General features: G+C 39.1%; 9 protein-coding genes. 3 read left to right on the top strand and 6 right to left on the bottom strand.

Annotation, left to right across the window (positions count from 1 at the left end; all coding sequences use genetic code 11):
- Window positions 1-99: 99 nt before the first annotated feature.
- Window positions 100-2,127, top strand: coding sequence for a DNA phosphorothioation-associated putative methyltransferase (locus I6L54_RS21900; RefSeq protein ID WP_040230274.1), 2,028 nt, complete (start codon window positions 100-102; stop codon window positions 2,125-2,127).
- Here I6L54_RS21900 and I6L54_RS21895 read toward each other — a convergent pair.
- Genes I6L54_RS21895 through I6L54_RS21870 form a run of 6 tightly spaced genes read right to left on the bottom strand, consistent with a single transcriptional unit; the run spans window position 2,108 to window position 10,373 of the window.
- Window positions 2,108-3,169: a cysteine desulfurase family protein gene (locus I6L54_RS21895; protein WP_040230272.1), complete on the bottom strand. Its 1,062-nt coding sequence runs from the start codon at window positions 3,167-3,169 to the stop codon at window positions 2,108-2,110. The two genes, I6L54_RS21900 and I6L54_RS21895, sit on opposite strands and share 20 nt — an antisense overlap.
- The gene (locus tag I6L54_RS21890) at window positions 3,162-3,614 is read right to left on the bottom strand and encodes a DNA phosphorothioation-associated 4-like protein (protein WP_040230271.1); all 453 of its coding nucleotides are present in this window, start codon (window positions 3,612-3,614) and stop codon (window positions 3,162-3,164) included. Before I6L54_RS21890 ends, I6L54_RS21895 begins: the two co-directional genes overlap by 8 nt.
- On the bottom strand, window positions 3,607-5,667 hold the full coding sequence (locus I6L54_RS21885; protein WP_040230270.1) for an AAA family ATPase: 2,061 nt from the start codon (window positions 5,665-5,667) through the stop codon (window positions 3,607-3,609). The genes I6L54_RS21890 and I6L54_RS21885 overlap by 8 nt, the downstream gene beginning before the upstream one ends.
- On the bottom strand, window positions 5,648-5,878 hold the full coding sequence (locus I6L54_RS21880) for a CxC ATPase DNA modification system associated small protein (protein ID WP_040230269.1): 231 nt from the start codon (window positions 5,876-5,878) through the stop codon (window positions 5,648-5,650). The genes I6L54_RS21885 and I6L54_RS21880 overlap by 20 nt, the downstream gene beginning before the upstream one ends.
- Window positions 5,878-8,031, bottom strand: a complete 2,154-nt coding sequence (locus I6L54_RS21875) for a DEAD/DEAH box helicase family protein (RefSeq protein WP_040230268.1) — start codon at window positions 8,029-8,031, stop codon at window positions 5,878-5,880. The genes I6L54_RS21880 and I6L54_RS21875 overlap by 1 nt, the downstream gene beginning before the upstream one ends.
- 2 nt (window positions 8,032-8,033) lie before the next feature.
- The gene (locus tag I6L54_RS21870; RefSeq protein WP_040230266.1) at window positions 8,034-10,373 is read right to left on the bottom strand and encodes a DUF262 domain-containing protein; all 2,340 of its coding nucleotides are present in this window, start codon (window positions 10,371-10,373) and stop codon (window positions 8,034-8,036) included.
- Window positions 10,374-10,930: 557 nt separating this feature from the next.
- On the opposite strand from I6L54_RS21870, the gene I6L54_RS21865 reads away from it, so the two are divergent.
- Both I6L54_RS21865 and I6L54_RS21860 read left to right on the top strand, forming a co-directional pair.
- A complete protein-coding gene (locus I6L54_RS21865; protein ID WP_072041410.1) occupies window positions 10,931-11,887 on the top strand; it encodes a DUF4007 family protein in 957 nt (318 codons plus the stop codon).
- 2 nt (window positions 11,888-11,889) lie between these two features.
- A complete protein-coding gene (locus I6L54_RS21860) occupies window positions 11,890-15,237 on the top strand; it encodes a hypothetical protein (protein WP_040230265.1) in 3,348 nt (1,115 codons plus the stop codon).
- The last annotated feature ends 10 nt before the right edge of the window (window positions 15,238-15,247 follow it).

Raw genomic sequence — 15,247 nt, 5'->3', positions numbered from 1 at the left:
GAGCTAGGCAGAATTTTTGACAGGTTTTGTTTAACTACTTAGCAATACTGCTAAGATAAATATCTACCTAGCTCTGCAAACAGAAACTATTACTAGAAGATGAACTCTCAATCATTTAAGCAACTAATCAAACAGATTCAAATTGGAAAACAACTCCCTGATGCGGTTTATTTGCATAGAGACGCCATGCATGAGCTTCCATCTGAATTGCAAAAATTTATACCAGCTGTGGCCCGAGCAGTGAACTTACCGGATGAACAATGGAACCTAATCAAGTTGTTTAAGAACGAATTTCGCTTATCATTACTCAACTACCCCAACTTTTATAGCGACTCGTACCCTGTCTTGGAACAAAGTCTCAACGTAGATTTGAGCAAACTCAGTCATAAAGTAACTTGCTACCGTTCTTCTGATAATCCACCTATTTTACACCGAAAGGAAACCATGATTTTGCCGGGGAGTGACTACTATGAACACTTCACTACATTGACAGAAGAAGGGGAGAAGGCCGGGTTGTACGAAAACACCCGTACTATAGGATTCAAACGTTCTTGGCTAAATTTGATTCACAAAAAAGGTTACCAGCTAGTTGAAGGGCGGTTACTCAGAGCAGATAGCGCACCTCCGAGTATTGGCGCTTCGGAACCTGGCATCGATCGCTACAAGACTGCTATTGTCCGCTATGAGTTATCCGGGCCGATGAAAACGTTAGCTAAGCAAGGCTATCTAGATGGCCGTTTTTCTATTTTTGACTATGGGTGCGGTCGAGGAGATGACCTAAGGGAGCTTGAGGCAAATGGTCTTGATGCTTTAGGTTGGGACCCTGTATTTTCTCCTGATAACGACAAAGTAAAGTCTGATATTGTGAACTTAGGTTTTGTTCTAAATGTTATCGAAGATCAAGATGAACGCCTCGAAGCTCTCTTGAGTGCTTGGGATCTAGCGGACAAAATACTTGTCGTATCAGTAATGTTAGCTAACGAGGCGTATATCGAGCAGTTTCAGCCTTATAAAGATGGCGTAATTACTTCTCGAAATACCTTCCAAAAGTATTATGCGCAATCGGAGTTCAAAGAGTACTTAGAACGTTCCTTGCAAGATGATGCTATTGCAGTCGCGCCTGGTATTTTTTACTTGTTCAAAGATAAGTTAGAAGAACAACGTTATCTTCAGAGTAAGTATCAAAGACGTTATAATTGGCAACAACTCACTTCTCCTCAACCCATTGAGAGTAAAGATCGAGCAAAACTTGTTATTACCCAAAATAGGGAGATCTTTGATAATTTTTGGAATGTTTGTCTAGAGCTTGGTCGTATACCGGCAAACGATGAGTTCAAGAGTTCTGAAGAGGTGAGAAACTTGATTGGATCTCACAAAAAAGTCTTTGGCCTGCTTCAGGAAATGTTTGGTGCTCATGAATTTGCTAATGCACAAAAATCCCATAAGGAAGATCTACTAGTATATTTTGCTATGGGATTATTTGAGAAAAGGAAACCATATACTCATCACCCTGAAAATCTAAAACGTGACATCAAAGCTTTATTTGGTGATTACCGAACGGCGAATAATCTTGCGAAAGAATTACTTTTTGCGATTGCAGATACGCATTTAATTGAAGAAGAATGCATAAAAGCACACGAGCAATTGCCTGCAAGTATTCTTAATAATGGACACTCTTTGATTCTCCATAAAGACTATATTGAGGCGCTGCCACTCTTATTGCGTGTTTATGTCGGTGCTGCATTGCAACTTTACGGAGAACTAGACGACACCGTTGAACTAGTTAAAATACATATTAACTCTGGTAAACTCACGTTGACACGCTACGATGATTTCAGCAAATCTGTTCCTTATTTGATAGAGAGAACCAAAATAAAAATGGTTAATCAAAATATAGATTTCTTTGACTATCTAGATGAAAGTCGCCGCCCGCCACTGCTCAATAAGCATTTGCTACTAAGTAATAAACACGAACAATATGAAAAACAAAAGAACTTTGATGAACGATTGTCAAAGCTCTTGGGAACAACAGCCACGGGCGAGGTTATCTTGAACAGGCAGATATTTGAGGAACGGTTAGCGCTAACCGGAAAGCACGTGGCTGGCTTTAGGCTAATTTGTCATTAATCTTATACGGCGGAAGACTAATGCGGTAAGTGCGACGCGCTACTTGTTCCGACATCCCCATTGCTGTTAAAACATGGGAAGCTACATTTGAAAGAGCATTGCACGCTGAACCTTGAGATATGAACCATGGACAATCATTCGTAAAACGTTTTACCTCCTCATCGGAGGGAAAGGTTACACTCCAGATTGTCGGTACCACTGCCTCGCTACCGTTTCTTATGAAATCATATTGCACCATAAGATCTAGAAACTGCTTTTCGATTGGGCTTGCTTGAGTAGGGTAGCACTCTACTGCAGCTGCAAGCCCTACTATCAAGGGAGTAGGCGATGTGCCGCCACGTAACCCAGCCTCTTGTCCCCCGCCATGAATAAGGGGAACTAATTCTGCGTTTCTAGCATTACGCACGTAAAGTGCGCCAATCCCTTTAGGTCCATAAATTTTATGGCCAGACAGTGAAAGCATATCGATATCCATATCATCGACATTAATATCGCATTTGCAGAAGCTCTGTGCTGCATCAGTGTGAAAAGGAATGTTGTGCTCAAAAGCTATCGCACCAAAGTCTTTAATGGGCTGAATTGTCCCTAGCTCATTATTTACATGATGGATTGAAATAAGGATAGTATTTTCTCTTATCTCCGCAGCGAGTGAGGATGGCGATATGCAGCCTCTCCTGTCAGGGGGGAGATAAGTCACTTCGAAGCCAATCGACTCCAGAAATGCACAAGTATTGAGAATACATTTGTGCTCTATAGCTGAGGTAATAATGTGGCCTTTGGTATTAAGATGTTTGAAAGCTACTCCTTTTAAAGCCAAGTTGTTAGCTTCACTAGCGCCACTGGTAAAAATAATCTCACTAGGAAGTGAACCTATTTTATCTGCAATTAGCTCTCTTGCTTGTTGGATTGCTTGAGAGCTCAGCCTTCCTGCTTGATGCGCAGAAGAAGCATTCGCAAAATTTTCGGTCCCCCAAGGTCTCATCGCCTCTAGAACTCGCGGAGAAACTGGTGTAGATGCAGCATAGTCGTAGTAATTATTCATTTTCAACTAAGTACTCTAATGTTTGATTAAATATAATATTAGTCACTAGTGGCTCACCAATATTATTCATTATCCAACTATCAATGATTTTGAGACCACTATTGCAATATCCCTCAAAAATATCAATTGCTTGTCTTAAATTTTCATCTTTGAGAATGTCTAGAGATGACGCTTTTGTTAACGCAAGAAGATAGATATAAGCATCATGTCCTGTTGTTGCATAAGTATCCAACAGGATCGGCGTGGTTTTAATCTTAGGCTCAAGTGGTTGATATGCATCTAGTTGATATCCCACTAACGCAGCAAAAACCATTAGTTCTTTGACTGTACTAAACATCCGGGAGTCATTGTTAGCTCCTTTTGTCGAGCAAAATCGTTCTTCTAAAGATTCGAAACGAGAATCCCGGTGAACCTGTAACTTACGCCAGTCTAAAATTTCAGCCATAGGTAGGAATCTCCTCGATAGTTACTTTGTCAAAATCACTACCAAAACGAACAACTTCGTAATTAACGCCATTCACCGTAAGTTGCGTCGGATACTGGCCTTTAAATTCTTCCTTGGTAAGCACTGTATGTTGAACAAGATTATACTCCTTACCTATTTTATGCCGTATTCCTTTGTCGGTATGTGTTTCAGTCCACTGAGCTTGAGAAAACAAAAAGATTGACTGTTCAACTTTTTCCGCGATGTAACGAACAAGCTCTCGACCGTTATCTGGGCCGATAAAGGCAAGAATAGAGTCTGCAATAAATGGGGCAATAGTACCAGGGGTAAGAAGATGCTGCTTGTTATATGCGCGAACCTTCGAGAACTCAATTAATGCGACGATAAAAGATATCGCAAGCATAGCTTGATATCCGTTACCAGCGGCTGCACGTTTGCCTTTATTATCAACAATTGCCCATGTAAAGCTCCCTGATTTTCCGTTGGTGTCCTTTTGAACCGTGTAGCCATTAAAAGCAACTTGACTAAACAATGATTGCATCTTTTTCAATAATAATTGCTCAACTCCATTTTGCGAGGAATTCATAGCTTCCTCATATAACTCGATTATCTTGTCTGTCGCTAGAATCAGGTTGCGGACTTTCTGGGCCTTGGGCTGAGTCGATGACAAACTGCTCACTCGGCGATCAATTTCTTTAATATCGATATCTTTTTTACGGATATTCTGCTCTAACTGAGGAATCTGTCCTTTAAGTTGGTCACACTGAGATTTAGCCAAATCTTTGGCACGTTCGATAATCTTAATATCATCAATGTCAGACTCGACAATCGTAAAACTTAACTCTTTTATACTGTGTTCAAGTTCCTGCATACCAACTTCGTAGTCATCAATATCAGCTAATAATTTTTCCATACTAGCTTTTGGTAGCTGCTGACTGCTAATTCTTTGTTGTAGCTTGGTCGCTCTCACCCAACGGTGCTTAAGATCAGGGTCAACGGCATGTTTACCGAGTTCCTCTAAAAGCCGTGCCGCTGAGCTGTCTTTTTCAATATGAGTGCCGCAAATACATTCGTTATTGTGTACAATCTCACGTAACAATTGCCTGTCTACGGTATAACGTAATGACTTATTGAGCTCTTCAGTATTAATTGCTGAAACATCGAACGAAGCAAGCTTTTGGCTAAATGTCGTCAATGCCCAGTCAGGTGTTTTTGAGATTTTTTCAGACAGGAACTGCTTATGCTGCCGTGCGTAGTCACTAAGTAACTCTGTTTTCTGTTTGCGAAGCTTAAGTTGTTCATCAATTGTTGTCTTATCAAAACGAGCAAGTTTACCTACTTGAGTTTCATATTCTTTTTCCGCAATCTCTAGCTCACGTTGCTTTTTTTCCAGTAGCATCTTGTCACGTTCTAAACTTGAAACTAAAGTATCTTTGTTTGTCAATAAAATATCAATTTCATTGTTTGTATCATATTGCTTGAGATCTTTTTGATAACTTATCTTAACGGCAGACAAGTGTCTTAGTGTTGTTTTAGCAACCGTTAGGCCTAAAACTTTTTCGATAGCATCTTTGATGTGAGAGAAATCATTTTGACTACTTAAAGTACCGGTTCCTTCACCTTGATAGAAAAAGTACTGAGACATTTCTTTTGGTAAAAAAGTATTGATTAACGTATTCGGGTTTTCTTCAGCTTTTTCTGCATAGCAACCATCAATAATTTCATAAACATGTAAGTTACTGCTACCACTATTCTTATCTTGAATCCTTCGAACGTCAAGTAAGCGATTCTCATGTTCTAGTTGAACAGAAACACTGAAAGTATTCTTACCTTGAGATTCTGCATGCTTATTGAGAAGATTTTTAGGGTCGAGTAAGTTTTCAGTGGTTTCCTCATAAAGGCACCAACGAAGCGCATTAAGCAACGCTGTTTTGCCACCATTATTCTCACCATGAATTAGTGTAACTCCGTGATCAGGATCTACAGCGAAATCTATAGACTGCTTTCCATAAAATTGACGGAAATTATTTATCTCAAGTCTTATTAGTTTCATTTATGATATCTTCCACATTAGCCTCAATAATATCTTTGATCTTCTGAAGATGACGACTTTGCACTAAATCTCCATAGTAAAGCTCTTTCTCAAATTGCATAACCTGCAGTGCTGCTTTATGCACAGCAGATTTCTTTGAGTAATCCAGATGAGCGATCTGGGTATCTTTATCGACTTGCTTTAACAAAGCTTTAAAGGCATCAAGGTCCATTAATAGAGTCCTAATTCGATGATTTTTTTATCAATCTCTTCGGGGTTTATAGCGGTTAACTTGAAGTCATCTATTCTTTTCAACTCCGCACGTCGTAAATTTTGACTAATATTATTCACTACTCCCGGTAATGGAAGAACAACAAAATCCACAATTAAGGCTTCATTTTTATCCAAAGATTTTCGAAGAACACGACCTCTTCTCTGGATATATTGTCTGGGATTACGGGTGCTTGCCAAAATAAAAGCGCTTCGACATACCGGCACATCAATCCCTTCATCCAATACCTTCATGGCCACTAAAGAATCAATGCGTTGTTCTTTGAAACTTTCCATAATCATACGTCGCTCCGACGATGTCTCTTGGGAAGTAAATTTTGAAACTTTATAGCCATGTTCATGTAGGCAATTAGTGACCTTAGTTATATATGGTATACTTTCCCCCGGTGCAAAACCTTCTCCGACATAGATTAACGAGTGTGTTAACGACAAAGTCGGATGATCTTTTAAATAATAGAGTAATGCCGGTAATTTTCCTGAACTAGTGGCCAGTAGCCTTGATCTTGCACCACACAAATTGGTCAACATTGACTGCTCATCAGTTGATAATTTCGTTGATTGAGCTCTTAAAATTAGCTTCTGAATCTTTGCAGAATAGTCTTCATAGGCCTCTTGCTCTTGCATATCAAGATAAACTGGAACAAGATCATACCGATAAGGAGAAAGTATTCCATCTTTAATAGCATCACTCAGTGAGTATTCACTTATAATGCCTTTAAAGTATGAAAGCAAATTCTGTCTGATTTTATCAGGGAATGGTGCGCCCTCAACCTCATCATCATCGGTGCGAAAAGGCGTAGCGGATAATCCTATTCGATAACGAGCTGGGGGCAGCGCATCGAAATAACCTTGGCTACCAAGGTGGTGACATTCATCGCCGATTAACAACATATCCTCAAATGGTATTTTGGCTATCTTTGATTGAAATAACTCTGATGACAGGGTCTTATTAACAGCAATGACACAGATAAAATCTAAAGTTCCGCTTCGAAAACGTAGTATTTTCTTATCTAATGCAGCAGCCCAATTATTAGAGCTATCGTAACATTGAATAGGGATGACATTAAAAGGGGCTAGCTCTTTTACCCATTGATTAGCCAATTCGATATAAGGGACACTAATAATAACAAAGGTTGCGTTACCATTCTTATGACGTTCTTCATACAATTCAACCATCGCAGAGATGGATGTGAATGTCTTACCTGAACCTGTGGCTAATTTAAATAGACCGTTATAATCTGCCTTTCGCCAGCTTTCTATCGCTTCGACTTGATGTGGAAACAACTCAAACGCTCTATCTTTCACTACCAATGGCTTACGAGGTATTTTCACTTCAATATTTAGTTTTGTTAACTCTTGTTCTGATTTAGGGAAGCTATACGAGAAGAAAGGTTTGGTCTTATTGGGATGAGGGGATGCCGGAAATAATTCTTTACTTAACACGTCCAGATCAACACCAGCTCGGATTTTTTGGTAAGCATCTGAATCAATTGCAACAACTTTCACTCGCTTCTTGTTATTATTCCAAAGAGCATTGAAATTGTCTACTTCGACTTGGCCATAATCAGCAAAAGATTCACGCCAACTGAAAAATAGAGAAATTTCCTCAGAATTATACTTCGATAACCCAGCTATAGTTTCATTCGCGGAGCCGCTGAAAACAACGGTTTCATTTTGTTGATAAAAGATCCCAATTTTTTTGTGGAACATACCTTGATGCGTGAAAGCGAACTTAATCTCAAGTAGCCCTTTAGCCACTAAATACGTTAGCAGCTTTAGGTTTCGTTCTGTGCTTTCAAGCAACAAATCTGCTAGTTGAAGTGATAGAGCTCTAACAGGATTTGATACCCCTTCCATCACCGCCTCAAACTCATCGTCAGATAGTGGATCTCCAATGATAAGGCGCATTTTGCCTTCTGAATGGATAAACTTATCCAGACCTTGCGCTGCAGAAACCAATACATCGGACGAAAAGTATCCCACGGCCCTATCATAGCGATCTGCGCGAGCAAGCAAGGGGATATGTACACATTCAAGTATACTTTCTTCATCTGAGTCATACTTAGCTTTGAGTTCAAGGTCTGAGAACCGCATTTTTACTCCCAATCAAGCCATTTAGTAAGATTGCGCCATGCGTTACTCAGGAGTAATGAACTGCGTTCATCAATCTGCTGCTTTCCCCATTTATCGGCGAACGTTATATCACCAAATTTTTTCTCTAGCATCAAGACTGAAGCATGACTTTTAGCATGCTCAGAAATATGGCACTCTGATGATAAGATATCTTCAATATCGTTAATTGAATCGTTAGCTAAGGCCTGAAGTAAATGTTGCTTTAGATTATACCAAGACGGTGAATTGGAGCTGGAAACTCCGTCCCTGACATCAATTAATACGTTACCAATCTTGTTATAAATTTCTGGGTTTGCAATCTCCTCATCCCCCCAGCCTTCTGTAGAACCACCATTGAAGACCTTCTTAATAGCGTTTTTCCGAGAAATTAATTCCCACATCGTGGTTGTTAGGAAGTCAGTACTCAATTTATTTGAGATCTGGTGATCAACGCCTTCAAGTTCAACACCATGCAAACCAGCTAAGAGCAACATCTTGATACTCTTCGGTTTGGTTAGAATTTGCTGTTTCGAACAGATATCAAGCCATTTTTCATCTACTGTATCTTTTGGAGAACCTTTTGTAATAATTTTATTTACAAGTTCTTCTCTGAAAAACTGATTGATAATATCTGGATTAAATCGATCCGACGTCAGAGAGCCGTGACCTAATGTGAACCCTTTTTGATCTGCATTCACACCGCGTTCATGTAATTTTTTGTAAACCGCATCAATACCATCAGCTCCGCCACTCATTGCTCGCCAAAGTACACTAAACGCTGTTACAGACTTAAGCACTTTTGCGAAGTCAGAATGTTCTGTCCCTGTTGCTTCAAATTTCTCATCAATTAATACAAATTGTATCAATAGACTTTGAACAATATCATGCTTCATATCCACAAGGTATCGAAGACATAAATTAGAAATATCTAAAACGCTAGAGTCAACTAATTTCCCAACATTTGGTACTACTACTTGCCAATGATCGAACAAAAAGTTGGCAGATGTTGCCAGCTGGCTTAAGTAAACGCCTTTGAGATCATAGTCGCAATTTTCATAACTCTTAAGCATTGCATCTCGCTGATCTCTTAAACTCGTAACTTTTACTTTTCCTTCAAAAGCTCGTACAAATGCCAGTATTAACGCTTTAGTTTTAAGGTTTTTTTCTTTACTATCGATGATATTTTCAAAACGCTCAGTTATGGAATTGAGAACATCCATTGCTGCTTCCAGTTCTTCTTCTGGAGCCCCCTCTTTACGCTTTTTACCTATGAATTCAATAGCTTTTGGTACAAATGTTTCAATCGCTGTGAGTGGTTCGCCCGTAGTATTCAAAGCTTCAAACATATCGAATGCATACGATTCATTGTTAACTTCAACGTATGTAAGGCAAACGCGATGAAGCAAAAATTTCGCAAATACGGCGATGTAAATAACTTCTGCAACTTTAGGATACGATTCAGCAACCAATGCCAAATTTTTATCAACAGGGAAATCTAAACACACATCCAATGTTTCAACATCGACTAAGTCACTAATATTAATTTTTTCTTCAGTTTCGCTATCAGGAAATTGAAATTGAAAGCCTTTTTGTACACAGTCAAGCTGTTTTCTAATTTCTTTAACGTTATTAACGACACGTTTTGCAGAAGTACTCATCAATGATAAGTCTAAAGGCTTAAACACTGAATTATCACGTTGCTCCATAATGTGACGCTGATACACATACAACAATTCAGCTATTGGACTGTCATATAGAGCGTTTTTCTCACTTCTACCCCAACAATCGACCTGTGAACGAATAATTTTAGGGAGATATTTGTATACTTCATGTTCTGCAGTTGTCTCTACAACCGTATTCGAAGTGTCGATCTCTAGCTGGGAAACTACTTGGCGTAATTCATCAAGGACGTCTTTTATTTCTTCATCTTGTTCTGAGTTAATTGCTTTTTTCAAACTCGGTAAAAGTATTCTTAATCTTTCGTTAATACAGAGTATTATCAACATCAAAGTCGAAAGGCGCTGTTGTCCATCGATGATAAGTTTGATTTCTTCCGGTTTATCCCTTTTTACTAAAGGGTAAATGGTTAGGGCAATGCTATCGTCTACACTGAGTATGGAACCGAGGAAAATAATCGCATCATGAGAATCAAGAAGATTTCTAAATACGTTTTCACAATCAGAAAACAAATCTCTAATATGACTTTCTTCCCATGAATATGGTCTCTGATAAGCAGGCATATAAAAGCCTGTTGTTTTACGTTTGCAGATGACATCAAATACTGATTGAGGTTCAGCTTTAAATATATCCAGAGACTTTTGCATCAATGTTTTCCTAGGTTACTGATATGCTTCGAAAATACCCTATTTATATCATTAAATCTAAGGATATTCTATGATCTTGACCGGGCATTTAAGTATAGTGAGCCTGGCGTTTCACTGGCCGCAGAGATTCCAGTCACAAAAGACAGCTAGTTGAGTGGTTCGATGAGCTGAACATTGTTCTGAAAGCCACAATATGCTAGGAAAAGCACATGAAATCAAGGTCATTTTTAGAGACAAGCATCACGCTGGATTGAACATCAAGCTTTGCACAGGGCATAGTTTTCATTTCCCATGAAACAAGCACGGTACAACAACTTTACGATTCATGTTGTCAGTAGCTGGGCAGGGCAATGATGCACTATCATTGATGCCTTTAGTTTATGCCGTTTATATGATGTGTTTTGATTTTATGTTTTTTTAGTGATATATTCTTACATTCTTGATTTTCATGGTGTAATGAACTTCTGAATACAATGAACTTCTAGATGCAATGGCCTTCTGATACAATGTTGTTTCCGTTTGGATAAAATCTCCAATTCAGCAGTAAGGTAACTACATTGAGCATCGAATCTACGATACTAAAATTCTCCGGACATCAAACTTTTCCTATCCGTTACGGCTGGATTTATAAAATAATTCAAGAAATTGTAAAAGGTGAGTCCATCTCGAGTAAGTTGAATATAGAGAAGCAGATGCAGTCAATGGGGATGGGAAAGAACATGGTACTTTCTGTCCGGCACTGGATTCGTGCACTGAATTTGGTGATATGCGTTGATAACAAAGAACAAATTTATCAACTGACACCGCTTGCTGAACAGTTATTTACTCATAAAAACGGTAGAGCAGCGTATGATGAATACCTTGATAAGATCGGGACGATCTGGTTACTACATTGGCTATTGCAATCCATTGATACAAGAAATGCTGAATTAAATGCGTCTCGTTTTTTATTTAATTATTTCAATGGGATAAAAGTAAAGAAAGAATTTTTAGCAAATGAAATCAAAGATGCACTAACTAATCACGAGAAAGAGCTTACTGAAGAAACTCTAAACAAAGATATCGACTGTCTGTTGCAGATGTATGCACATAAGTCATTGCAATCCAAAAAAATTAATGAGGACAGCTTTGCTTCACCTTTCACAGAGCTAGGTTTGTTGAAGCAAGAAGATGCCAGGAGCTACCTGGCAGAACTTTCTCGGCGTCCTTCACTGCCCGTAGAGGTCTTTACCTATGCCCTCATTGACTATATGCAGAGAAAACACCAAGAGAGTAAGGTAAACACGTTGTCTTTTGAAGCATTACTGAATGACGTAGGCTCTCCTGGTCGAGTATTTCGTTTATCTGCTGCCGGGCTTAGTGACAAACTTGATCAAGTTGAAACATTAACCGAAGGCAAAATAGCCTGGACAGATACCCAAGGTTTAAGGCAAGTACAGCACTGTTTCGAAGATATCAATAATATTAAAGCTGATCAGTACCTTAAGCATTACTATCAACCAGAAGGAAAATAAGAGTGACTCTTAGTAAACTTTACTCTATCGCTACACGCCATCAACGTTCTACCCGTATCGATAGTGATTTGAGCGCCGATTTCTTTCCTGGTTTGGTTTACCATGGAACTGCACAATCTTCCTTAGAAACGCTCTTCCGGCAGTACAAACAAACCGGACAGAGCGCCTATACACTTACTGGTGCTTATGGTTCGGGTAAGTCGACGGTTGCGTTGCTTGTAGCTGGTTTACTGCATGCTGATATTAATATTCGTAGTGAAGCACTCATTACTATAAATGATGAGTCTAAAATTCTATTAGAAGAAAGTGTCCCTTACCAGGAAGGGTGGTTACAAATACGCTCCGTAGGTGGAGTGAGAGGTCCTATAGAATCATTTTGGAATGCAACTCTTAGAGCACTCGAAGAACATCCAAAGACATGCAAATCCAGCATACTCAATAAGTATAGCAAAGTGAGCGTAGAGAGTGACAGTGAGCTCCTTAACTCATGGAAAACCCTGTTTGAAGACATTGCTCCATACGTTGATGGTGTACTTATCATCGCAGATGAAATGGGCAAAAGCCTAGAGTACATTAACCGAAATGGTGGTGATTTACATTTATTTCAGGATATCGCAGAAGAGCTATCTAGGATTAACACTCCAGTTATTTTTTTAGGATTGTTACATCAGGCATTTAGTGAATATGCTAAAGAACGTGGCACCAAGTTACAGGATGAATGGGGTAAGATTCAAGGACGCTATAGCGATATTCTTTATAACGTATCAACTGATGAAACGGTTGCATTAATTAGTAGCTCGATAAAAACAATATTACCGAAAAACGATGGTGATCAGCTCGTTAAACGTGTACTTGCAGCCCTTGAAGATAAGCGACAGCGTAAAGAGCTGCTACTTACACGATTGGAGCAATGTATTCCACTTCATCCATTAACCGCATTGCTATTAGGGCCTATTGCCAAGCGAAGATTTAGTCAAAACGAACGCAGTACGTTTAGTTTTTTGAATTCTCATGAACAGTTCAGTTTTCAACTTTTCTTACAGCAAACAAGTGACCAAAACGCTCGATATGATCTTAGTCATCTTTGGGATTATTTAGAAGCCAATATGGAACATGCTATTTTGGGATCCCCTGATGGTCATGGTTGGGCGACAGCAGCTGATGCAATAAGAAAAGCCTTGAAACAAGACTTTTCACCGCAATGCATCAAGCTGCTTAAAAGCATAGCTTTGATTACCCTGTTTGGTAAATCTGCCAACCTCACCGGCACTGAGAAGATACTGCTTACCGCAACCGAGATTACACAGCAAGAACAGCTTAATGCGTGTCTACAACAACTAAAAGACGCTTCCTGTATTGTATTTAGAAAATATTTATCCTCTTGGGTGGTGTTTGAGGGGTCTGATCTCGATATTGCTGGTTTAGTTGAAGAAAAACTTGACCAACTTCATAATAGTCATGAAGCGATTGAACGTATTAATTTTAGCTCCCAAGTTATTGCGAAAGGCCATTATCATGAATTTGGTACATTACGATGGGCTGCTCAATCGGTAGCAATGCAACTTAGTAGTATCGAAATTGGTTCGTTACTTACATCTCGAAATGGTGAATTCGCGAATTTCTTACTATTACTAAAAGAAGAATCGGAAGCGCGATTGAAGGAGTTGACACGAAACAACAAGTCACTAATGCTTGCTTGTGCACCAAATGCTAATGAAATTATTAACCTTGCGAATGAAAAATACGCGTTAGATCTTATCCAGAGTGATAAAATAACTGGAGCTGCGCTTACTCATGACAAAGTAGCTCGCGAAGAACACAATGCTCGTACTTTTAATGCACAATCAGCCCTTGAAACCGCTTTAACCTATGCATTCAACAACGCGGTTTGGTTTCACAACGGAGTTGCTTATGACAAAGAGACCATTAGTGAAATAGCAACCTTCGCTGCCGACAACATATTTTTCCAAACACCTAAAATCCTCAACGAGCTTGTTAATCGTAATAAGTTGTCTGGTACCGCAGTTTCTGCTTTAAAAAAGCTTCTCGAAGCCATGCTTGATAAAGAAGACTGTGAAGATTTAGGTATTGAGGGGTTTCCTCCAGAGAAATCCATGTATATAAGCTGCTTAAAAAATACATCTATTCACTCGGCCGAAGGTGAAAAAGGGCAGCATTGGTTCAGAGATTATTTGGATACAAATCTCAGTGCCGTGTTTGCCGCGGCTGAACAACTATTGAAAGATCGCAAAGGTAGTGAAGTTGGTTTGTCTGAAATCGCCGAATTATGGGGTAGTGCACCCTTTGGTTTAACGAAAGGTGTTATTCCGATTTTCATACTCGCTTTTTTGAAATCAATGGGTGAACAAATCGCATATTATGAAAAAGATATGTCTGGCGAATTTGCCTTTATCGCAGAGCCAGACAGTGACTATGTTCATAAACTGATCAAGAACCCAGGCGATCTTGCCGCGAAATATATCGTATTAGCAACTGACGAAAAAGAGTGGTTGCAAAACCTTGCGATTTTCGCTGCAGCGGAAACCAACCGTAATATTTCAAATAATATATTATCAGTTGCGACACCATTAGTTACCACAATACATAATCTACCGCAGTGGGTAAAAAATGCACACCATATTGTGCCAGATAATGATGCACGTAATAAAACCTATTTGAGAGTGCGAGATCTTTTTTTGCAAGCAAATGATCCACATACTCTACTTATTAAGAAGTTACGGAAAGAGCTGGTAGATTTTGGTGCTAATGATTTTACGAGTCAAATTGATCTCTTGGAAGACTGTTTTAAAACTCTCAGGCAAAAGCACGAGCAAATGTTAGTTTCGATCAAGACCAGAGTAAAAAATATTTTTCCAGAAAATGGTGAAGAATTAGCTCAAATGTGCCGGTACGTTGAGACAAATTCAGGTGACTTGCGCTTAAAAGCTTTTGCTAGAGAGCTCGCCAAAAGTGATACTGGATTATTACAGTGGCTAGAGAGCATAATTCAAATTGTCACTGGGCGCGGAAAACAAAACTGGAACGAAGGAATTCTTCAAACAGCATCAAACAAAATCAGTGACTACGCACAAGATTTTTTGAGTGTGGTAAAGTCGCAGCATAATGACGAAGCTAACTCTAGCTCTGGTAAAACAAAATTGGTCTCCTTAGTATTAGAAGGCGATGATGGTAAGTTAACCTCATTTAAGCGAGAAATTAGAGTTGTTGAAATGGATGAATTGCAAAACACAATGAATACTATTGAAGGTCATCTTTCTGGGCTTGATGAATTCCATAAAATCAATGTGTTGCAGCAATTGCTGAGAAAGTCCCTTGAAGCAAAAAGTTAAATAAACAGGT

It is taken from the genome of Citrobacter pasteurii (assembly GCF_019047765.1).
GTDB classification, from domain to species: Bacteria; Pseudomonadota; Gammaproteobacteria; order Enterobacterales; family Enterobacteriaceae; genus Citrobacter; species Citrobacter pasteurii.
The sequence above is the reverse complement of the archived record's forward strand: the minus strand, read 5'-3'. Positions and strand labels throughout refer to the sequence as shown.

Excerpts from the sequence above, each read along its gene's own strand:
- I6L54_RS21900 (WP_040230274.1), top strand. The coding sequence starts at position 100 with ATGAACTCTCAATCATTTAAGCAACTAATCAAACAGATTCAAATTGGA.
- I6L54_RS21895 (WP_040230272.1), bottom strand. The coding sequence starts at position 3,169 with ATGAATAATTACTACGACTATGCTGCATCTACACCAGTTTCTCCGCGA.
- I6L54_RS21890 (WP_040230271.1), bottom strand. The coding sequence starts at position 3,614 with ATGGCTGAAATTTTAGACTGGCGTAAGTTACAGGTTCACCGGGATTCT.
- I6L54_RS21885 (WP_040230270.1), bottom strand. The coding sequence starts at position 5,667 with ATGAAACTAATAAGACTTGAGATAAATAATTTCCGTCAATTTTATGGA.
- I6L54_RS21880 (WP_040230269.1), bottom strand. The coding sequence starts at position 5,878 with ATGGACCTTGATGCCTTTAAAGCTTTGTTAAAGCAAGTCGATAAAGAT.
- I6L54_RS21875 (WP_040230268.1), bottom strand. The coding sequence starts at position 8,031 with ATGCGGTTCTCAGACCTTGAACTCAAAGCTAAGTATGACTCAGATGAA.
- I6L54_RS21870 (WP_040230266.1), bottom strand. The coding sequence starts at position 10,373 with ATGCAAAAGTCTCTGGATATATTTAAAGCTGAACCTCAATCAGTATTT.